The organism is Paeniglutamicibacter sp. (assembly GCF_046714615.1).
In the GTDB taxonomy this organism is placed as follows: Bacteria; Actinomycetota; Actinomycetes; order Actinomycetales; family Micrococcaceae; genus Paeniglutamicibacter.
Window position 1 is genome coordinate 20,893 of record NZ_JBKKAP010000020.1, and the last position, 20,461, is coordinate 41,353.

Annotated in this window: 20 protein-coding genes and 1 pseudogene; 5 read left to right on the forward strand and 16 right to left on the reverse strand. The window is 64.9% G+C overall.

Features of this window, described 5'->3' with window-relative positions:
- Positions 1 to 6: 6 nt before the first annotated feature.
- Both ACLQ7E_RS02465 and ACLQ7E_RS02470 read right to left on the reverse strand, forming a co-directional pair.
- Complete coding sequence (locus ACLQ7E_RS02465; protein ID WP_411730984.1) at positions 7 to 915, reverse strand: tyrosine-type recombinase/integrase; 909 nt, start codon at positions 913 to 915, stop codon at positions 7 to 9.
- A gap of 144 nt (positions 916 to 1,059) precedes the next feature.
- The gene (locus ACLQ7E_RS02470) at positions 1,060 to 2,352 is read right to left on the reverse strand and encodes a DNA-processing protein DprA (RefSeq protein ID WP_411730964.1); all 1,293 of its coding nucleotides are present in this window, start codon (positions 2,350 to 2,352) and stop codon (positions 1,060 to 1,062) included.
- Between the two features lie 406 nt (positions 2,353 to 2,758).
- Between ACLQ7E_RS02470 and ACLQ7E_RS02475 the strand changes: the two genes are divergently transcribed.
- From ACLQ7E_RS02475 to ACLQ7E_RS02495, 5 genes are all read left to right on the forward strand, one after another.
- Complete coding sequence (locus tag ACLQ7E_RS02475; RefSeq protein WP_411730965.1) at positions 2,759 to 3,694, forward strand: glycine betaine ABC transporter substrate-binding protein; 936 nt, start codon at positions 2,759 to 2,761, stop codon at positions 3,692 to 3,694.
- Between the two features lie 141 nt (positions 3,695 to 3,835).
- Complete coding sequence (locus tag ACLQ7E_RS02480) at positions 3,836 to 4,903, forward strand: ABC transporter ATP-binding protein (protein ID WP_411730966.1); 1,068 nt, start codon at positions 3,836 to 3,838, stop codon at positions 4,901 to 4,903.
- Complete coding sequence (locus ACLQ7E_RS02485; protein ID WP_411730968.1) at positions 4,900 to 5,637, forward strand: ABC transporter permease; 738 nt, start codon at positions 4,900 to 4,902, stop codon at positions 5,635 to 5,637. The genes ACLQ7E_RS02480 and ACLQ7E_RS02485 overlap by 4 nt, the downstream gene beginning before the upstream one ends.
- Positions 5,634 to 6,296: an ABC transporter permease gene (locus tag ACLQ7E_RS02490; RefSeq protein ID WP_411730969.1), complete on the forward strand. Its 663-nt coding sequence runs from the start codon at positions 5,634 to 5,636 to the stop codon at positions 6,294 to 6,296. Before ACLQ7E_RS02485 ends, ACLQ7E_RS02490 begins: the two co-directional genes overlap by 4 nt.
- Positions 6,297 to 6,452: 156 nt before the next feature.
- Positions 6,453 to 6,956, forward strand: coding sequence for a GNAT family N-acetyltransferase (locus ACLQ7E_RS02495; protein WP_411730970.1), 504 nt, complete (start codon positions 6,453 to 6,455; stop codon positions 6,954 to 6,956).
- Between the two features lie 22 nt (positions 6,957 to 6,978).
- On the opposite strand, the gene ACLQ7E_RS02500 is transcribed toward ACLQ7E_RS02495, so the two are convergent.
- The 14 genes and pseudogenes from ACLQ7E_RS02500 to ACLQ7E_RS02565 all read right to left on the reverse strand — a co-directional run bounded on the left by ACLQ7E_RS02500 (position 6,979) and on the right by ACLQ7E_RS02565 (position 20,297).
- Positions 6,979 to 8,529, reverse strand: a complete 1,551-nt coding sequence (locus ACLQ7E_RS02500) for a YifB family Mg chelatase-like AAA ATPase (RefSeq protein WP_411730971.1) — start codon at positions 8,527 to 8,529, stop codon at positions 6,979 to 6,981.
- Positions 8,526 to 8,885, reverse strand: a complete 360-nt coding sequence (locus ACLQ7E_RS02505) for a YraN family protein (RefSeq protein WP_411730973.1) — start codon at positions 8,883 to 8,885, stop codon at positions 8,526 to 8,528. The genes ACLQ7E_RS02500 and ACLQ7E_RS02505 overlap by 4 nt, the downstream gene beginning before the upstream one ends.
- A 331-nt stretch (positions 8,886 to 9,216) precedes the next feature.
- Entirely contained in the window at positions 9,217 to 9,873 is a 657-nt protein-coding gene (locus tag ACLQ7E_RS02510) for a hypothetical protein (protein ID WP_411730974.1), read from the reverse strand.
- A gap of 2 nt (positions 9,874 to 9,875) precedes the next feature.
- Positions 9,876 to 11,114, reverse strand: a complete 1,239-nt coding sequence (locus ACLQ7E_RS02515) for an SH3 domain-containing protein (protein WP_411730975.1) — start codon at positions 11,112 to 11,114, stop codon at positions 9,876 to 9,878.
- 233 nt (positions 11,115 to 11,347) lie between these two features.
- Positions 11,348 to 11,662 carry a hypothetical protein gene (locus tag ACLQ7E_RS02520; protein WP_411730976.1) on the reverse strand — a complete coding sequence of 105 codons (315 nt, stop codon included), beginning with the start codon at positions 11,660 to 11,662 and terminating at the stop codon, positions 11,348 to 11,350.
- A gap of 114 nt (positions 11,663 to 11,776) precedes the next feature.
- Positions 11,777 to 12,004 carry a hypothetical protein gene (locus ACLQ7E_RS02525; RefSeq protein WP_411730977.1) on the reverse strand — a complete coding sequence of 76 codons (228 nt, stop codon included), beginning with the start codon at positions 12,002 to 12,004 and terminating at the stop codon, positions 11,777 to 11,779.
- A 2-nt stretch (positions 12,005 to 12,006) separates the two neighbouring features.
- Complete coding sequence (locus ACLQ7E_RS02530; protein ID WP_411730985.1) at positions 12,007 to 12,585, reverse strand: SH3 domain-containing protein; 579 nt, start codon at positions 12,583 to 12,585, stop codon at positions 12,007 to 12,009.
- Between the two features lie 45 nt (positions 12,586 to 12,630).
- Positions 12,631 to 12,735, reverse strand: a pseudogene (locus ACLQ7E_RS02535) (SH3 domain-containing protein); the annotation flags it as partial.
- Between the two features lie 716 nt (positions 12,736 to 13,451).
- A complete protein-coding gene (locus tag ACLQ7E_RS02540; RefSeq protein ID WP_411730978.1) occupies positions 13,452 to 14,450 on the reverse strand; it encodes a hypothetical protein in 999 nt (332 codons plus the stop codon).
- A gap of 182 nt (positions 14,451 to 14,632) precedes the next feature.
- Positions 14,633 to 14,953, reverse strand: coding sequence for a DUF2469 domain-containing protein (locus tag ACLQ7E_RS02545; protein ID WP_071215368.1), 321 nt, complete (start codon positions 14,951 to 14,953; stop codon positions 14,633 to 14,635).
- Positions 14,950 to 15,690, reverse strand: coding sequence for a ribonuclease HII (locus ACLQ7E_RS02550; protein WP_411730979.1), 741 nt, complete (start codon positions 15,688 to 15,690; stop codon positions 14,950 to 14,952). Before ACLQ7E_RS02550 ends, ACLQ7E_RS02545 begins: the two co-directional genes overlap by 4 nt.
- Positions 15,690 to 16,403, reverse strand: a complete 714-nt coding sequence (gene lepB / locus ACLQ7E_RS02555) for a signal peptidase I (RefSeq protein WP_411730980.1) — start codon at positions 16,401 to 16,403, stop codon at positions 15,690 to 15,692. Before lepB ends, ACLQ7E_RS02550 begins: the two co-directional genes overlap by 1 nt.
- A 192-nt stretch (positions 16,404 to 16,595) precedes the next feature.
- Positions 16,596 to 17,153, reverse strand: a complete 558-nt coding sequence (locus tag ACLQ7E_RS02560; protein ID WP_411730981.1) for a hypothetical protein — start codon at positions 17,151 to 17,153, stop codon at positions 16,596 to 16,598.
- A gap of 159 nt (positions 17,154 to 17,312) precedes the next feature.
- Positions 17,313 to 20,297 (reverse strand): LPXTG cell wall anchor domain-containing protein, encoded by a 2,985-nt coding sequence (locus ACLQ7E_RS02565; protein WP_411730982.1) that lies wholly within the window; start codon positions 20,295 to 20,297, stop codon positions 17,313 to 17,315.
- Positions 20,298 to 20,461 lie beyond the last annotated feature (164 nt).

Here is a 20,461-nt window from a genome sequence, read left to right on the forward strand (position 1 = left end):
CTCGGATTATGCACGCGGATGGGCCTTTTGGTAGCTGTCCTTGAGGCGTTCGACCGAGACATGGGTGTACAGCTGAGTGGTGGCCAGCGAGGAATGCCCCAGGATCTCCTGCACGGCGCGCAAGTCGGCCCCGCGGTCCAGCAGGTGGGTGGCGGCACTGTGGCGCAGTGCGTGCGGCCCCCGGGCCGCGGTGTCCCCGAGTGCCGCCAGGGCGTCGGAGACCACCTGGCGGGCCTGTCGGGCGTCGAGTCGTCTCCCGCGGCGCCCCAGGAGCAAGGCGCGTCCGGAGTCATCTTTCCGTAACACCGGCCGGGCGCGGCGCAGCCAGTCATCGACCGCGTTCAGGGCAGGCTGCCCGAATGGGACGGTGCGTTCCTTGTTGCCCTTGCCGATCACCCTCAGGGTGCGCCGGTCCATGTCGATGTCGTTGATGTCCAGCGACACCAGCTCCCCCACGCGGATGGCCGTGGCGTAGAGCAATTCCAGGATGAGCCTGTCGCGGTCGGCGAGCGCGAGCTGTTCGCGGGTGGGCTCGGGGGTCTTGGCATCCGGTGTGACCGGAGGTTCGGGCAGGGGTTGGAAGATGCGTTCGATTTGGTTGTTTTGCAGGATGTGAGGGAGGCGTTGTTCGCGCTTGGGTGACTTCAGCCTGATGGCGGGGTTGGTGGCGATGAGGTTTTCGCGTACTGCCCAGGTGAGGAAGCTGCGGATGGTGGCGGAGCGGCGTGCCAGGGTGGCGCGGGCCAGCCCCGTCTCCTGCAGGGTCATAAGCCAGGCGCGCAGGAGGGTGAGGTCGAGTCCGGCCAGGGTGGTGGCGCCGCGCGGGATGGCGTAGGCGTAGAGGTTGCTGATGTCGCTGCCGTAGGCGCGCAGGGTGTGTTCGCTGCGTTCGCGTTCCAGGGCCATGTATCGCATGAAGCCGTCGTGGGCTTTTTGGAGCTCGCCGGGCAAGGGCGGGGCTTCGGTTCTTTGGTCGATTGGCGCTGGCACGTCTCTACTGTCTCCCCTGTAGGGGCTGGGGCAATGGTGCCACGCCGATTGTTGCCTCTCTGGCGTGTTTCAGTGTGCGTTGGGGGCTCCGCGTTGCGGTTCCCTGCCGTTGGGGAAGCGGCGTATCCATCCAATGCCCGTGCGCTCGGCCAGTCCGCGGGCGGCAAGGCGCGAGAGTCCGCCGAGGATCGATCCCATGCCAAGTCCCGCGAGCACGGCGAGTTGGTCCGCGGTGCGTGGGGATCGTACGGGCAGGGCGTCCAGGAGCAGCAGGTCCTGGATGGGCAGTCCGTCGTAGTCCCGCTGGTCCTCCTTCTCGTTCTCACCCTGGGCGGCTTGCTGGCCTTGCGGGGCGACGGATGCGGGTTCGGGGAGCTTGAGTAGTTCCAGTGCCTCGGCGGCGTCGGTGATGAGGGTTGCCGCGCCCTCTCGGATGAGCCGGTGGCAGCCGGCGGAGTTGGCGGAGAAAACGGACCCCGGGATGGCTCCCACTTCGCGGCCTATTTCCGCCGCGTGGCGTGCGGTGCTGAGCGCCCCGGAGCGCCAGCGCGCCTCGGCGACGATCGTTGCCGCACACAGGGCGGCGATCAACCTGTTGCGTTGCAGGAAGCGCCACCGGGTGGGCGTGGCCCCGGGGGCCACCTCCGCAATGAGCAGTCCCTGGCGGTGGACAGCCTTGAGCAGGTCGTCGTTGCCGACCGGATAGAAGCGGTTCAGTCCCCCCGCCATGACGGCGATCGTGGCCGGCCACGGGGGTTCGCCCGGGAGGGCCTTGGTGGGCGGGTCTTCGGCGAGCGCTGCCTGGTGGGCCTGGGCGTCGATGCCGTAGGCTCCCCCGGAGACGATGCAGATCCCGCGTGCCCGGAGGCCGTGGACCAGTTCGGCGGTAATGGTGCGCCCGTATTCGGTGGCGTCGCGTGATCCGACGATGGCGGCCAGGCCGGCCGGGTCGCGCAGGATGCTTCGGTTGCCGGTGCCGCGGTACCAGAGGGCGAGGGGTGCTGCCAGTCCGAGGGCGTCGAAGCCCTGCGGCCAGTTCTCGTCTCCCGGGTGGATGATCCCTCCCCCGAGGGTTGCCATGAGCTTGAGGTCAGTCTCGGGGTCGGCGAGCGCTCCCCGGGGGCGCCAGCGCTCGAGCCCGGCATCCAGGCGCAGGCTCGCGCGGCTGGCCCCGTGGGCGTCGAGCAGTTCGGCGACCTGTTGCTGTTCGTGTGCGGGGGCGGGTCCGGCGTGTTCGCGGATGAGGCGGTAGGCCTCTACGGCCCCGGAGACCTGCACCAGGGCGGCTCCGGTTTGGTCGTTGGGTTCGATGATGTGGGTGAGGCCGGCTCGTGCCAGCACCTCGGGGTGCGTGTTGCTCATGTCTGCCTGGCTTCCGGCTGGTTCGGTGCTCCGCTCCCGGCAATTCCGCTGCCTATCCCCGTTCATACGGGCGTGGGTACCGGGAGGGAGTGTCGCTGTGCTGCCTTCATGGTGCCTTTTGCTGAAGGAGCATAGGGGGTGCGGTTGCGCGGTCTGGGGACACACGCCGCAAGCGTAGGCGGAGCGGTTCCCGCTGTGTGGGCAAGTGGGCAGGATTTCGGTGGAACGGTCGGCCTACGCGCGGGGCGAGGGTTCCGCGGCAGCAACGCCGCACGTCGGACGCCTATGGATGTTGCTTGCGGGACTGCACATAGGCAACGATGGATTTAGCCCGCCTACCGACGGCCACGTGCATCCGGGACGGATTCGCCGGTAGAACCACCTGACACGAAACTAGGCCTGACACATGAAACGAACGAAGCTTCCTCTTATCGCCGCCCTCTCCGTGGTGGCCGGTTCACTGATTCTCAGCGGATGCTCCAATCCCACGACGGCCCCGGCGCCGGGCAATTCGACTGGCGCCGGCGAAACCCTGACCGTGTCCTCGGCGGATTTCACCGAATCCGAGATCATCGGCAACCTCTACGCCGAGGCATTGAAGGACAAGGGGTACACGGTTGAGACGAAGTTCCGCATCGGCACCCGCGAGGCCTACATCCCGGCGCTGGCGGACGGCTCCATCGATTTGATCCCCGACTACACCGGCAACCTGCTGCTGGCACTGGACGAGAAGGCCGATGTCAGCTCGCCCGAATCAATACTCTCGGCATTGCCTGCGGTCCTGGAGGCCAAGAAGCTGACCATGCTCACCCCGGCTGCGGCCGAGGACAAGGACGCGGTGGTGGTCACCCGTGCCACCGCCGAGAAGTGGTCGCTGAAGTCCATCGAGGACCTCGCGGCACACAACGACAAGGTGGTCATGGCCGGCCCCCCTGAATTCAACAAACGACCCGTGGGCCTGCCGGGGTTGGAGAAGAACTACGGATTCGTGCCCTCGAAGTTCGAGCCGATTTCCGATGGCGGCGGCCCCGCGACCGTGGACGCGTTGCTCGATGGCAAGGTCACCGCCGCGAACATCTTCACCACGAGCACCGCGATCCCCGCCAACGACCTGGTCGTGCTGGAGGACCCCAAGAACAACTTCCCGGCGCAGCAGGTGGTTCCGGTTGCCGCCGCGGACAAGCTTGATGCAAAGGCCGTTCAGACGCTGGATGCGATTTCCGCGAAGTTGAGCACGGAGGAGCTGATCAAGCTCAACGAGCAGGTCTCCGGCAGCGCCAAGGTGGAACCGAAGCAGGCCGCGATCACCTGGCTCACCGAGCAGGGGCTGCTGGGCAACTAGCGCTGGATCCCGCCCCCGGATCGACAACACTAGAACACTTGTTCGATTCGGGGGTGCGTGGTCTCACCCGCCGGTGGGAGCCACCCATTCTTGACCGGCTTTTCGCGCCGCACCGCCACCGATAGGACCCCAGAAACCGCGATGATCACCTTCGAATCAGTGTCAAAGTCATATCCCGGCGGCACCCAGGCCGTCACGGACCTGGAGCTGCACATCCCCACCGGCTCGTTCACGGTCCTGGTCGGGCCCAGCGGCTGCGGCAAGACCACCTCGATGCGCATGATCAACCGCATGGTGTCCCCCAGCAGCGGCCACGTCCGCATCGACGGGCAGGACGTCGCAGACATCCGTGCGGTCACCCTGCGCCTGGGCATCGGCTACGTGCTGCAAAACGCCGGACTGTTCCCGCACCGCACCGTGCTGGACAACGTCGCCACCGTCCAGCGCCTGCTGGGACTGTCCAAGGCGCAGGCACGCGCCAAGGCGTACGAGGCGATGGAACGGGTGGGGCTGGACGCCTCGATGGCCGCCCGGTACCCGGCGCAGCTTTCCGGCGGACAGCAGCAACGCGTTGGCGTCGCCCGCGCCCTGGCCGCCGACCCGCCGATCCTGCTCATGGACGAACCCTTCAGTGCGGTGGACCCGATCGTGCGCCTCGAGCTGCAGCAGGAGGTCCAGCACCTTCAGGCCGAGATCAAGAAGACCATCGTGATGGTCACCCACGACATCGACGAGGCACTCACCCTGGGCGACCGGATCGCCGTGCTGGCCCCCGGCGGGGTGCTGCACCAATACGCGTCCCCGCTGGACATCCTCACCCGGCCTGCAACCGACTTCGTCGCCGCCATGGTGTCCAAGGACCGCGGCTTCCGCCAGCTCTCCTTCGCCACGCTTGAGGACGTTCGGGCCACGGCACTTCCGGCCCCCGGCACCGACGGCCTGATCGAGCTGGGCGCGCTCGCACCGGGATGGAAGCTTCGGCTGGACCCCACCGAGCGCAGGGCGGTATGGCTTGACCCCTCCGGCGTGGAGTTCGCGGCCGGGTCCGTGGTGCGTCGCGGGGACACGGTCCGCTCGGCACTTGATGCCGTGTTGGCCTCCCCGGTCTCGGCGGCCCTGCTGATGAACGGTGACTCCGTCCCGAGCGCCTGCGTCACCATCGACGACCTGGCACCCTACCTGCGCCACGGCGTGCGGGACCCGGCATGAAGTGGCTGCTGGAGAACCCCGGGAAGGCCTGGGCCCTGACACTCGAACACCTGTACCTCAGCATCGTCCCCACCGTGGTGGGCGTGGTGCTGGCGCTGGTGCTCGGATTGGTCTTCGGCAACCGGCCGCGCGCCCGGGCGGTGATCACCGCGGTGGCCAGCGCGATCTTCACCATCCCCTCGCTGGCACTGTTCGTGGTGATTCCATCGATCATCGGCACGCAGATCCTTGATCCACTGAACGTGGTCATTGCGCTGAGCCTGTACTCGACATCACTGCTGGTGCGCACCGTCTTTGATGCGCTGGATGCAGTGGCCCCCGAGGTCCTGAACGCCGCCGAGGCGATGGGCTACTCCCGGGCCCGGCGCAGGGTGTTCGTGGACCTGCCCCTGGCCGTGGCCCCGCTGGCAGCCGGCACCCGGGTTGCGGCGGTGACCAATGTGTCGCTGGTGTCCGTGGGCGCCGTGATCGGCGTCGGCGGGCTGGGCCAGCTCTTTGTGGCCGGCTACCAGCGCAACTACCCCGACCAGATCCTGGCCGGCATCATCGTGATCCTGGTACTCGCCCTGGTCCTTGACCGGATCATCGCCGGTGCCGCCAGGCTGCTGACTCCGTGGCTGCACCACGGGGCCGCCCCCACGGAATCGACTGGCAGGCGGCGCCCCGGCAGCGGGCGCGCAAAACTCGCGACCCTGCCAACGCAGCACTCGGCAAGCCGGGAGGACCGCAAATGATCAACGAGATGCTCGCCTACTTTGCCGACGCAGCCAACTGGACCGGGTCCGCGGGGATCCCCGCCCGGCTGGGGGAACACCTCTGGTATTCGTTCCTGGCGGTGCTGGCAGCCGGCGTGATCGCATTCCCCATCGGCGTGTTCATCGGACACACGGGCACCGGCAGGGTGTTCCTGGTGTCGGCCTCCAACGTGCTTCGGGCATTGCCCTCGCTGGGCATCATGACGCTGCTGGTGCTCCTGATGGGCATCGGGTTGCTCCCGCCGCTGGCCGCGCTGGTGCTCATCGCGATCCCTCCGATCCTGGCCGGGGTGTACGCGGGAGTGGCCAACGTCGAACCCGCGGTGGTGGATGCCGCCCGGGCCATTGGCATGAAGGACTCTCGGATCATCTTGCAGGTGGAACTTCCCCTTGCCCTGCCGCTGATCCTCGGCGGGATGCGCGGGGCGATCCTGCAGGTCGTGGCCACCGCCACGATCGCCGCCTACGTGAACCTGGGCGGGCTGGGCCGCTACATCTTCGACGGGCTCGCGCTCTACGACTACGGCCAGGTGCTGGTCGGCGCCATGCTGGTCACCGGGCTTGCGCTGGTGCTCGACGGACTGCTTGGCCTGCTGGCCAGGGCGCTGGCCCCGGCCAGGCACGCGATCGCCAACTAGGCCCGCGCCCGTCGGCGAGCGCAACTGCGCCAGGGACCGGAAGGATGTTGCCAGCAAGTAAACCCCCCGGAAATGGTCGCGGGCCGGTAGATGGTGAGGGAAAGGCGCAATGTGTCTGTCTCGGGCACTCCGGAAACCATCTGAAAGACTGGTTCTATGCCAACAACCCCGTCCCCGGTCCCTGATATCGTCCTGCGCCGGTTCACCCGAACGGACACGGAGTTCTTCTCACGTCTCGCCACGGATGAACGCGTCACGCGTTTCGTTGGCGACGGGCGTCCCTGGGACAGCGACTTCATCGCCGCACGGGTTGATTCCGCGTTGGGCGGCCTTCCACCGGGTCACCCCGAGGCGAAGCGCTGGTTCATCGCCTCGCTCGACGACGAGCCCGCCGGCCTGGTGGTCTCCTCCCGCCATGACGGGGCTGTTGAGATCGGGTACTGGTTGGCGCCCGAGCACTGGGGCAAGGGCCTGGCCGGGCGGATGGTGGCCCGGGCGATCCCCGCCGTCTGGGATGCATACGGTTCGATTCCGCTTTCCGCGCGGGTCGACCCGGAGAACGGGGCTTCGGTTCGCATTCTCACGCGCCACGGCTTCCGCCCTGACGGGGCGACGCCCGAGGGCCTAGATGTGTACCGGCTTGAGCATCGCTCGGGGTGATCTCGTCCACGCGCGCTGGCAGTTACCCCACGTCCCCCTTGCCGTGCTGGCGCAGCTGGATGGCGACATCCACGTCGTCCGCCGTGGGGCAGGGATGGGAATTCAAGTCCGCAATGGACCAGGCAATGCGCAATACCCGGTCATAGCCGCGCGCGCTGAGCCGCAGCGACTCCGTGGCCCGGTTCAGCCCGGCCAGCGTCGCCGAAAGCAGGCGCAGCTCGTTGCGCAGGATCGATCCCGGCACCTCCGCATTGGTGCCGATTCCCCAGCGCTTGAGCCGGTCACATGCCGCGCCACGGGCCTCGCGCACCCGTGCAGCAACGACGGCGGAGGATTCGCTGGTTCCGCGTCCGGCCAGTTCCTTGGGAGAGAGCTGCGGAACAAAGAGTTGCATGTCGATCCGGTCCAGCAGCGGGCCTGACAGCCTGGCCAGGTAGCGGCGGCGCTGCATCGGGGTACAGGTGCAGTCGGTGCCCTTGCCCAGGTTCCTCCCGCAGGGACAGGGGTTGGCGGCCAGCAGGAGTTGAAAACGCGCCGGGTAGCTGGCGGTGCCGGAGGCCCGATGCAGGGTGAGCACGCCGGATTCCAGTGGCTGGCGCAGCGCATCGAGTGCCGTGGAGGAAAATTCGGGCGCCTCATCGAGGAAAAGCACACCCCGGTGGGCACGGGAGGCGGCACCGGGCCGCGGGATGCCGCTGCCGCCGCCAATCAGCGCCACCATGGAGGCACTGTGGTGCGGGGATTCGAAGGGCGGGCGGCGCAGCAGCGAGGTGATGGGCCGCCCTCCGGCCGCCAGCGAGTGAACGGCGGTGGTTTCCAGCGCCTGGGCGTCGTCAAGGTCCGGCAGCAGCCCCGGCAGACGCTGGGCGAGCATGGTCTTCCCCGCCCCGGGCGGCCCTGTGAACAGCAGGTGGTGGCCGCCTGCGGCCGCGACCTCCAATGCGTACCGCCCTTGGGCCTGGCCGACCACCTCGGAGAGGTCCAATGCCGGCGTCCTGGTTGCGGACCACCCCACCGTCGTGCGTGCGGGCGAGTCGTGCCGCGCCCTGTACTGCAGTTCCAGCGGGTTGGCGCCGCAATCGGCAAGCACCTGTGACAGGTGGGCGTAGGAGCGCACCGAGGCGCCGGGAACCAGTTCCGCCTCGGACTGGTTCTGGGCGGCCACCACGACGTTTGGGTATCCGTCGCGCACTGCGGCCATGACCGCAGGCAGCACCCCGGAGATGGGGCGCAGCGATCCGTCAAGCCCGAGTTCGGCAAGGTAGACCACGCCCGCGGCCGGGGTGATGGAACAGTCCGCGGCCAGTGCCGCCAGCAGGATGGCCAGGTCGAATCCCGACCCGCGCTTGTGCAGCGTCGCGGGGGTCAGGTTCACCGTCAGGCGACGGTTGGGCAGCGGAATGCCGGAGTTTCGTGCGGCTGAGCGAATGCGCTCGCGCGATTCGTTCAGTGCCGCGTCGGGCAGCCCCAGCAGGATGAAGGCGGGGATGCCGTTGCCCACGTCGGCTTCCACCTCGATGAGCTGGCCATTGAGCCCGGTCAGGCCAATGCCGAGGGTGCGGGCCAGGCTCATGAGTCCACCCCGATCAGATGTTCGATGCTTGGTTCGCGCCCGGGAGGCATGAGGATGGCCAGCACGTCCACCCTCACGGTGTGCGGATTCCGGCGGTGGGTCACGCACCATTGACGCACCAGGCGCGAGATCCTGCGCAGCTTCTGCGGGTTCACCGCCTCGGCCGGGTGCCCGAAGCCCAGGGAGCTGCGAGTCTTGACCTCCACGCCAACGACCTGGCCGTCCGTCTCGGCAACGATGTCCAGTTCCCCGATGTTGCAGCGCCAATTGCGTTCCAACACCGTGTATCCGGCGCCGGTGAGATAGGCCGCGGCAAGTTCCTCGCCCGCGGCGCCGAGTTCCTGGTTGTGGTTCATACGCACACTCCTCTCCGTTCTGGGCCGCACGTCGCTAGTCGGGAAACATTTGAGCGGGCGCAGTCTGATTTCAAGGATGCCCGGCGCGGCACAGCAACGGAGCTGGATCAAACAGAGGTGTGGATAAGCGGGAATCGGATACCGGCGAGCGCGGCATCAAGGCTGGTCGGATTTGCGGCGCCCCTTGGGAACCGTCTTCGCCCCTCACGGCAACTGCATAAGCGCCTTGCTGCCTGAATGAGAAGCGGGCCGTCGCCCAACCCCGTAGGGGGAAGTGGCAATGGCCCGCTCTTCGCGCCGGGGCGCAGTCATGGGGACTAGCGGTGCGGGATCATCCGCCGTAGGGCCAGGACCATCCGCCGTTGTCTTCGGGGTCGTAGGCTACCTTGCCCTTGAGGGCATCCACGTCGAGGACGACCTTGCCCTTGACGGTTTGGCCGGGGTTGACCACCGGCGGCAGCAGCACCGAGTCATCGAAGCAGCCCCAGGCCGTCTCCGAGGTCACGTTGCGGTCCGGGGACCCGCTGGAGGTGGTGACCGAGAACGCCTCTGCGACCAGAGGCATGAACAGCTCCTTCGCTCCTCCCGCCGCCTTGTCCGAGACCGAGGCGGCCAGGGTCGCCTCGACGTCCAGGACCAGGAACTTGGTGCGGGTTGGCTTGAGCGCCTGGTTCCCCACGCGTGCATTACATTGGCCCAGCAGTTGGCTGTTGGTGACCTCGATGGTGAAGTAGCTCTTGTTGGTCTTTTCATCGACCAAGCCGGCCTTTTCACCCGCCTTCTTCTGGACATTGTCGAACTTGTCGATCTTCACCTCGGTGCCGGTGGACGGATCGACTTCGGCAATCGCGGGGCCAGCGACGAGGTCTCCGGGGAGTTCCCACTCCGTGCTGCTTGCTGCACCGGCCATGCCGATTCCCCAGGCTGCGAGGCCCACGACCGCTACGCCGGAAACGACGCCGGTGATGATCTTGCCCTGCTTTTTCATGGTCAGAACCTCTTCAGATAGTCGCCGGAAGTCACGCGGATTCCGTTTTTGGTCAGGTAGTCGCCGATCTTCTTCGATCCAAGGTAGGCCCAGGACTTCTTGCCGTCCTTGTCGGTGACCAGCACGCGGTTGTAGTTCTGGTCGGCCAACGGCTTGTTGGGGTTGAAGCGTTCCCACTTGTCCATGTTTGCCACGGTTGCCCGGTAACTGGCCGGCTTGATGTCCATCCGCTCAACCACCACCTTGTCCGAGGACTTCCCGCTGGGGATCACATAGGAGAGCCAGGTCTTGTTGGGTTGGAGGTACATGCTGTGGGAGGAGATCGTCGTCTTGGTTTCCTTGGAGGTCTTACCCCTCAGGATGTAGTAGGCCGACTGTCCCTTGCGCAGTGTTCCGTAGACCGCAAACGAATACTGGCCTGTCTTGTCCAGGAGCTTGTTCGAAATCCAGCCGGTGCCCTTCGAGGACTTCACGTTCGACCAGCCCTTGGCCGTCTTGAGGTAGGTGACGCGCTCGTTGGCCGGGACCAGACCCAGGCTTGCGTGCGAGGTGCCTGCGCCCTTGCGGATATTCACCTTCCCCGTTGTCCAGCGATAGGTTGCCTTGGGTGCCGCAGCCTTGGGAGCTGACTTCTTGGCGGCGGGCGCGTTCTTGAGATATCTGGATGCCACCCAACCTGTCTTGTTCTTGTACTTGGTCTGGCTCCAGGTGCCACTGGTATGTGAGACGGTGACCGTCGTGTTCTTCGGGATCACCACCAGCACCTTGTTCTTGGCGCTCTTGCCCGCGCGCAGATTCAGGTTGTACGTGGTGGTTTTCCGTGTGGAGGACTTGACCTGGGTCTTGGGCGCCGGCTTCTTGGCGGCCTGCTTCTTGGCGGCCGGCGCGTTCTTGAGATATCTGGATGCCACCCAACCTGTCTTGTTCTTGTGCTTCGTCTTGCTCCAGGTGCCACTGGTCTCGGTGACGGTGACCGCGGTGTTCTTCGGGATCGTCAGCAGCGCCTTGGTCTTGGTGCTCTTGCCCGCGCGCAGATTGAGGTTGTGCGTGGTGGCCTTCTTCAGGTTCACCTTCTTCATGGCGATGGCTGCACGTGCCGGCTCCAGCAGCATCGGTGCCGATGCTGTGGCTTCCGTTGCAGGGGCAAGTGCGTGGCTGGCCGCCGGTAATACAAAACCCGTGCTGCTTCCGGCCACCGCTACGGCCAGTGCCACCGCGGTGGCGATTCTCTTCTTCTGCAATTGGATCCCCCCATTGATGCTGGTCTTCTGGATGCCGGGCACCGCCATGGCTGTGGTCCGGACGAAGGCATTTCAACCACCATACGTGCGCCGAATGGACAATTGGTGTTTCCGCTTGATAATTACGGTTTCTTGTTCGAATTCCGTGTTCATGAATGTAGTGTCCGCACGCATCGGAAAAGTGATGCAGTTCGATGGACAATTCAATTTCATGGCGGGGTGGACGCACCCGGCTACCCTCCGTAGGGCCAGGACCATCCACCGTTGCCCTCGGGGTCGTAGACGACCCTGCCCCTGGGTTCTTCAATGTCGAGCACGATCTTGCCGCTGACGCTCTGGCCGGGGTTAATGACCGGAGGAAGGAGCTGCGCGTCGTCGAAGCAGCCCCAGGCCTCCTCCGAGGTGACGTTGCGGTCCTGTACCCCGCTTGCGCTGGTCACCGAGAACGTTTCGGCGACCAGCGGCATGCACAGGCCATCCGGGCCCCCACCGGCCTTCTCGATGACCGAGCCCGCCAGGGACGCACTGACATCGAGGACCAGAAACACGGTCCGGGTCGGATGCAGCGTCTCCGTTCCGACGCGTGGTTCGCATTCGTCGACCAATTCGCTGCCGGTGACTTCGATGGTGAAGTAGCAAGTCTTGGTCTGCTCGTCGATGAGTCAGGCCTGCTCACCCGGACCCTTTTCGACGTTGTCGAATCCATCAGCCTTCACTTCGTGGCCGGTGGACGGGTTGGTCTCCGCGATGGCGGGTCCGGCACCCGGGTCCACCGTTGGCGTCGGACCATCGGTGGTTGCCGTGGCGGCATAGCCGATCCCCCAGGCCGCGAAGCCGACCACGACGGCCGTCGAGGCGACGCCAACGATAATTTTCCCTTGCGTCTTCACTTTCAGGACCGCCTCAGGTAGTCGCCCGAGGTCACGCGGATGCCGTTCTTGATCAGGTAGTTGCTGATCTTGGAGGCCCCGACATAGGCCCATGACCGCTTCCCGTCCTTGTCGGTGACGAGCTTGCGGTTGTAGTTCTGCTCGGCCAGCGGCTTGCGGGGATCAAATCGCTCCCACTTGTCCAGGTCGGCCAGCGTTGCGCGGTAGTTGGCCGACCGGATGTCCATGCGTTCGACCACCACGCTCCGGGCGGAGGCTGAACTTTGAATGATGAACGACCACCACGTCTGGTCCGGCTTGAGGTACATGTTGAAGCTGGGAACCCGGGTCGTGGCTTCATTCACCCCCCGCAGGAGGTGGTACGCGGACTTGCCCTTGCACAGGGTCCCGTAGACGGCGACCGGGTGTTGGCCGTGCGTGTCCAGGTATCGGTTGGAAATCCAGCCCGTTCCCTTCGACGTCTTCACGTTCGACCAGCCCTTGGCAGTCCGAAGGTAGGTGACGCGCGCGTTGGCCCGCACCACGCCCAGGCTTGGGTACGAGGTGCCTGCGCCCTTGCGGACGTTCACGTTGACCATCATCCAGCGGTACGCCACCTTGGTTGCCTGCGCGTTCTTCAGGTAGCGCGATGCCACCCAACCGGTTTTGCCCTTGTACGTGGTCTTGCTCCAAGATCCGCTGGTCTGCGAAATGGTCACTGTCGTGTTTTTCGGGATCGTCACCAGCACCTTGGTGCCGGTGCTCCTGCCCTACCGCAGATTCAGGTTGCAGGCGGTGACCTTCTTCAGGTTCACCTTCGCCGTCGCGACGCCCGGGATTGCGGCCCCGGCGGGCCGAAGCGTTGTGGTCGGGTTTCACGTCGTGCCCGCTGCGGGGGCCATGACGTGGTTGGCCGCCGGCGAAACGAATCCCGTGCTGCTTCCGGTGACCGCAACGGCGATGGCAAGTGCCGCGGCGAGTCTTTTGTTGTGCAATCGAATCACCCCCATAGGTTTTGGTCCTGCTCTGTGCATTGTGCCGATTCGGTCGTGGACTGGACGAAGGCACCTGCTCCACCACCCCGTGATGTGATTTGGCAATGACGCTGCCCCGGGTCGCCATGGTTCAGCGTTCCGGGTATTGCCTTCACGCATGAAATGTCCGCAGCCAGGGGAAAGCTGACGCAGATTACGTCACCTTCTTTTCTTAAGTTCCGAATGATGGGTTGGACCCTGCATTTCGGGCAGGACCAACGCATGCCCGGAGAGGCGGGACTGGGCACCACGCAGCGAGAGGCCCAGGTCCCGGGCGCCCCAGCGCCAGGGGATCCAGTACTCCAGGTACACATGCGAGGCATCGCAATACTCCGTGCTTCCCCTCGGTCAGGCAGGGACCGCCTGTGTCTGGGTTCCTCAACGAGCACCTGGTTGCGGTCGCCTACCGGGGGCCCCGGACCTCGGGACCATGATCACGGCCCCTCGGTGCCCAGGGTTCGGATGCGGGTTGCTGCTTCGCGCAGCACCTCGGTGTCGATCTCGAGCTCGATGAGCAGCGGTTCCGTTGTGCCGTCCGCCGCGATGGCGTCCTTTACCGTGAGGGTCCCGGCCAACGCGTGGGCGTCCAGCGCCCGATGGATCCAGAAATGCTGGTTCAGCGTGTAGCACTGCGGACCCACGTTCCCCTCGGCCCAGTGCAGTTCGCAGGCGAAGGCCGTCCCCGTGGACGGGTCGAGCAGATCCAATGCCACTTCGACGTTGCCGTGCGCCTCGTTGCTGCGGCGGAACCAGAGTAGGCCGTCCTCGTCCTTGGCGCGCAGGTTTACGTAATCGATCACCAGCATCACGCCATTCCCGTAGACCTTGGCCATGTCCAGGCGCACCACTGCCTCGGCGGATCGGTGGAGTACGCTATCCAGCACCACGGTGACCCCGAGCTCGTGTGGGCGTGGCCAATGGGTGTCGTCCGTTTCCTCGGTGGGCTCTTCGGCTTCGGGCTGTGCTGCCCATTCCTCGGGGGTACCTTGGTCGTCCGGCCCGGTCATTGCCTCGCGGAACAGCGGCCCTTCCAGGAACGAGTGGCCGGTGTACGCCAGGTGCGACAGGCCCAGGGATTCAAGCGAATCATGCACATGGTCCGAGGCGGCCAGCAGTTCGGCATCGCCAGGTGTCGGGGCAAAGGCCTGTCCGAAGTCACCGGCGCGGGCATCCAGCACCCGCTCGTAGTCCAACAGCGCGGAATTCAGCTCCGTGATCGCCGTGCCGAAGGCCCGCTTGCCCGTCTCCGGGTCCGGGGTCCCCTGATCGAAGTCGAAGGACAGGGAGCTGAGGTACGGCAGCCCATTCCGGGTGCCTCCCGAGGCGCGAAAAAAGGAGACCGTGCCGAAGTCCTCGGCTTCCCCGCCGTCTTTGCCGGGGTTCCCCGAGGCGTCCTCGCCATCGGGGTTGTCCTTGCCTGGCTGCTCGTTCATCTGCCGGTGTGCTCCTGGGTGGGTGCTTGCCTGCTTATTGTCCCGAGCCTAACAGCGGGCCGGCCGGCATTGCCGCGCAGAGAATCGCGCCCGGAGACAGGACTGCCCCCGAAGCCGCGCACCGGGTGCGGGATGGCTTTGGGGGCAGGGCCGGCAATGCATGCCGGCAATGGCGGGCGGGTCTAGTTCAGCCCGTCCTTGGGGATGGACAAGTCATCGACGCGGTTCAGCTCCTCGATGTTCACGTCCTTGAACGTCACGATGCGCACCGACTGCACGAAGCGGCCGGTGCGGTAGACGTCCCAGACCCAGGCGTCGGTGAGCGTGAGGTCGAAGAAGACCTCGCCGTCGGCCGAGCGGGTCTTGAGATCCACGTTGTTGGCCAGGTAAAAACGTCGCTCGGTTTCCACGACGTAATTGAAGAGGTTTGCCACGTCCTTGTATTCGCGGTAGAGCTGCAGCTCGAGTTCCGCTTCGTAGTTCTCCAGGTCTTCGGCACTCATGGTGTTTTCCCCTCGCCCCCTGACTCGATGTTCGCTCCCGGCGACTTGGGTGTCAGTTGCCAGGTCTTCCGATGGTATTCGCTCGCCCCGTGTTCGGCGATGCCGGCGCGGTGGGCGGCGGTGCCATACCCCTTGTTTCGTATCCAACCGTACGCCGGGTAGGTGTGATCGTACCCATCCATGAGGTCGTCACGCTCGACTTTGGCCAAAATGGATGCCGCGGCGATGGACAGGGCCAGCAAATCGCCCTTGATCAGTGTGTGCACCGGAATCCGCAGCCCGTCGATGTCTTCCGGGTCGCCGAAACCGGGCATCAGCGAATCCAGCAGCGTGGGTTGGGAGGTGGCCGAGAGCCAGTCCAGGTTCCCGTCCAGCAGCACCGCGTCGGCTTCCTGCCCGCGGTGCGCGGCGGTGGCTGCGCGCAGGCCAGCCAGGCGCAGGGCGGGCACCAGGCCAAGGGTGTCGATCTCGGCGGCGCTGGCATGGCCCACGCCCCAGGACGCAGCCCAGGCCTTGATCGCCGGGACCAATTCGTGGCGCAGCGCGTCGGAGACCAGCTTGGAGTCCCGCACCCCGGGCAGTTCGGTCGCGGTTGCAGGGTCGATGACGACGTAGCCCACGGAGACGGGTCCGGCCAGGGAGCCGCGGCCCACCTCGTCGGCTGCCCCGATGAATCGGTGCCCGCCGGACGCGGCCAGGGCCAGTTCGTGTTGCAGGGTCGGTGGAGTCGATGCCATTAGTTGGCCGGTGCCGGGACGTGGGCGAAGACCCCGTCCTCACCCGAGATGCCACCCAGGCGGTCCAGCGGCCAGGAAATGACCGCGGCCCTGCCCTCGACCGACTCGAGGTCGACGAAGCCGCCCTGCAGATCCTCGTGGAAGCGGGAATCGGCGGAGGCGCCGCGGTGGTCGCCCATGACCCAGATCTTGCCCTCGGGGACGGTCTTGCTGAATTCGGTGTCGGAGGGGCTGTCGCCCGGGTAAATGTACGGCTCGGTGATTTCCACGCCGTTGACGGTCAGCTTGCCGTTGGCGGAGCAGCACGCAACGGTGTCCCCCGGCATGCCGATGATCCGTTTGATCAGGTGCTGGTTCGAAGGGTCGGGGACCAAGCCGACGAAGGTGAAGAAGTCGGTGACGGGGTTGGTGGCAGGGGAAGCAATCGGCGGCAGCCAGCCTTCCTCGTCGCGGAAGACCACCACGTCGCCGCGGGAGAGCTCGAACGGGCCAGGTGCCATGAGGTTGGCAAAGATGCGGTCGTTGACCTGCAGCGTTTGTTCCATGGAACCGGAGGGGATGTAGAAGGCCCGGAAGAAGAATGTCTTGACGACCAAGGAGATCACCAGGGCGACCACGACGATGATGAGGACCTCGCGGATGGCGGCCCACACAGGGTTTCGTTTTTTCCCCGGTCGATCCGGTGTTTCGGCTGCGTCGCTGGCGTGGCTCACGTGGGTGCAGGCCCTTTCAAGTTTCTGTGTTCGCTATCAATGCGGGAGTGCATCCGATCTCGCTGTCCCGGAAAGCAGCCGAAGATCGAACGTGGTCCCTCAGGTACCACCCTACGTCGCGTCGCGTGTCTTGCCCGTTTGTGGCGCGCCTGTGAGAGGCGAAAGGCGCGCCACAAACGGCCGTTCGACAGCTCAGCCGGAGGCAGCCGGGCTTGCGGGTCCGGCCGATTCCACGAACTTCAGCGCGATGGGGCCGGTGACAGCGTCGGCGGCCAGCCCCCGCTTGATGTCCTCGAGCTGGGCGGGGTCGACGGCCAAGGTGATCGAGCCGTCCCGTCCGGACGGGAGATAGCGGTGGATGGCGGTGGCGGTTTCCCCTCCCTGTTCGCGCTGCCAGGCCATGATCTTGCCGATGGCCGCCTCGAGTTCCGCGGCGGAGTGCTCGGCCAGGTGGGCCACCGCACCTGCCTCGGTGGCGATGGCCTCGGCGGCCTTGTCGGTGACCGCGACGTGCAGCTTGTTCCCCTCGATCCAGCCCTCGGAGTACTTCTCCCCCAAGGTTTCCTTGAGCGTTTCGTTGAGTTGGAGCAAATCCGGGTCCTGGCTCTCGTTCGGGGTGGCACTGGGCGACGCCGAGGGGGTCGTGCCGGAGGATGCCGGAATTCCGGCATCATTGCCGCAGGCGGAAAGCAGGAGCACCGCAGCCAGTGCGACACCGCCCAGGGCCATGCGTGCTGTGTGGTTGTTCATGGGTGTGACCACCTTCTGATTCGGGCCGAGTCTATGGGCCCATCCGGGGCGTTGGCTGAATGTGGCGTGGGAAGGGCGCGGGGGCCTCCCACGGAATTGCCTGCAATTCCACGAAAGGCCCCCGCGCTCACGAGTCCCGGCTAACCGGCGACTATGTGGTTAGGCACCGTGGTGGCCCGTGATGTTTTTGCGACGCAGGAGCATGAACAGTCCGCCTGCGACCATGAGGGCACCGCCGGTGGCGATGAACGGCAGGACGGCGTTCGCGCCGGTGTTGGCCAGGCCGCCGTTGTCGCTGTCACCGCCGTTGATGTTGCCCTGCGGAACCACCGGCGCCTTGGAAGGCTCGGGGTTCTCCGTGGGCTCCGGCTTCGGGGCCCCGGCGATCTTGAAGGTCATCGCCACGGCGGCCGAGACAACCTCGTCGATGACCTGTACGGCAGAGACGTCGTGGTCGCCCGCTTCCAAGTTCTCGGGAACGAGCACTGTCCAGGCGCCGTTGGTCACAATGGCGGTCAAATCGGTGTCGCCGATGGTCACCCTGATGGTGGAACCGCTGATACCGAAGCCGCTGAGGGTCTTCGGAGGCTTGCCGAAGGCGAATTCCTGGCCATCGGTGAGCGAATCAATCGACGGGGCAACCGGAACGACCTTGAAGACGTTCCTGACCGAGGATGACGTTGTCGCCCCGTCGCTCTGCACGGCGGTGATGCTGTGCGAACCGTAAGTCAGGCCTACATCAAGCTCGACTCTCCAGCGCCCGTTGCCCCCGACGGTCACTTCCCGGGTGATCGCACCGGTCAGTTTGACAATGGCGCCGGGAACGCCGGTGCCCGAAACCACGGACGGCGTCTCGGTGAAGGTCCTGCCGTTTGCCGGGCTAGTGATGGCCGGGGCACCGATGACGATGTTGACCGAGCCTGCGGTGGTCGCCGACTTGCTGTAGCCGTTGACCGCCTGCAGGGTGAAGTTGAACTTGCCGAGTTTAGCCGGTGCCTTGAAGCTGAATTTTCCGGAGGTGACAGTCGCCTTCTTGAACAACTTGCCACCGGAGACAACGCGGACATGCGCACCGGTTGGGGCACCGGCCAAGGTACCGGAGACGGTTGCGCCGCCGACGACATCATCGCCGTTTGACGGGGATGTCATTGCGGGAGTATTGAGGAACAGCGCGATGGAGTAGCCCTTGGCGTGCTTCATTCCGTCCTTGATGTCGGTGAAGTATGCACGGCCACCGTCGCTTGGCGAAACTGCGCTTGTGATGCCGACTGCGGTGCCGCCTGCAACTGCGGATCCGCCCGAGTCGCCCCGGTCAGCCTTGTCAAAGTCCTCGATCTGCTCATCAGGGTTGTTCGGATCGGCAACCATTTTGAACGAGTTTGCAATCCCGAACCCACGAACGGCTCGAATATCGTCTTCGCCCCCGGACCCACCAACTATGAACACGCCGACTTCGTCGACCTGACCACAGGTCCAGCCGGTGGTGCGGCCTGACTTGCAAATATTGGTGCCGAGGACGGCGCTTGCAACGCCGGTGACCTTGGTGCCGGAATCGCGTTCGTCGGAACCCTTCCAGTCGGTCACCAGTGCTTTGAGGTCTAAGTCCTCGTTAATATTCTCGATGACGGAGATGTCGGTTCCGATGTTGCCAAGATCATCGATCGTCTCCGCGTCGTGCAGTCCGGACACGGGCGAGTTGCCCGGGCCGCCAAATTGCGAGAAGCCGAAGGTCCCAAGATCGGCACCAATGGCGATCGGGATATCGGGGCCGTCCTGCTCAATGATCCTTACATCGGAAACAGCACCGTCTTGTTGGCAGTGACCGGCCGAAATAGCTGCTGGTGCGCCCTCGGGGCTGAACCCGTTGAAGCCAATTGAGCAAAGTGCAAAGTTGTCGCCCACCTGTGCACCGTAGGCCATGCCACCCAGAACATCGTTGGCTGCAGCTGGTATTGCCGGGCCGTCGACGGACTCGATGGTGACCTTCGTGTACTGGTCGGCGAATTCGGCTGGCGTCAGTTTCGGCTCTTCGGCTTCAGGTGGCTGCCGCGACTCCTTGGTGCTTCCTGATGCCGCTTCACGCTTCTCAAGTTGGGCAGCGCCACCCGTACGGATTAGAAAGCTGCCATCGCTGTTCTTCATCACAGCTTGGAGCTTGGAAACTGCTGCGGGGTCGACGCTGTTGATGTAGGCGGCAAGTAGGCTGTCGACACTCCTCGGAAGACCCTTGGCTTGCGCCTTGGGCGCAGCCGATTCAAGTATTTTCTCATTCTTCGGGCTCTTGGCGGCTTGAGGTTCGTCTACCTTGGGCTCAGGATCCTTAATTTCCGGCGGTTTTTCAGTTTCCAGTGCCGCGGACACCACGTCGGCAGGTGCAGAATCGATGTTCAGTTCGACATCGGTGTCCTTGGTCAGCTGGTCAAGTTTCTTCTTGACGGCTTCAAGTGAAGACGCCGCAACCGTCACGTTGATCTCGTTCTCTGCGATTGTAAACTCGGCACCAAGCCGAGACTGCTTCAATTCGTTGGAGAGCGAATCAACAACCGCGCTCAGCTCGCCATTCTTGTAGAAGTCGTCGATGGTGATGCCGAGGTCGCGCTCAACGGCTTCCTTGAGCCCGGGCGGCAGCGCTGCCTGGCTCGGATCCAGTGATGCTTCAGTGCGCGGAACCGCCGAAGTCTCAGTAGATGTTGGTTCCGGGGCGGTTGAGGCCATGGCGATTGCCGGCACCGCGGAGAAAGTGCTACCAATCACCAACGCCGTGGACGCGGCAACAATACTGCCCCGCTTCAATAGAGCACGTGAAGAATCGTGCATATGGAGAACTCCCAGATCAAGGTTTGGTTCCCGCTTTTGTGTGCACCGCGTCTGTCTTGAGACATCCGTTTGGGCAAACCGCGAGCAGTGAGTGTTACCAAAATGAAACCCTAACCTGTGCAAATATCCCCAGACAAACGTCCGCGTCGGTCGTTTCGACCGATTGAAATATTTGACGCGACTGACATTCCGGGCAACTTTGGCATGATCCCGGGAACGAACCCCGCAGAGACGGCCCTCGCCATTGACGACACGCCCGTGCGTAATTTTTCCCGGTGCACCCAAGTAATTTTTATCGTAACTCCCAGAATCTGCGTAGTTTCTCATGCGTCACAGACTCCCTCCAATGGCAATCGCCGGCGACCCCTACGTGTCAGGCTGGAGCGGTACCACGGTGACAGAGCAAGTCAGCTCGATCGCGTAGGGCGAGAACCAGGAAACCAATCATTATGTCCAAACTCGCTTTGGCCGATATAGGCCAAGATGGATCC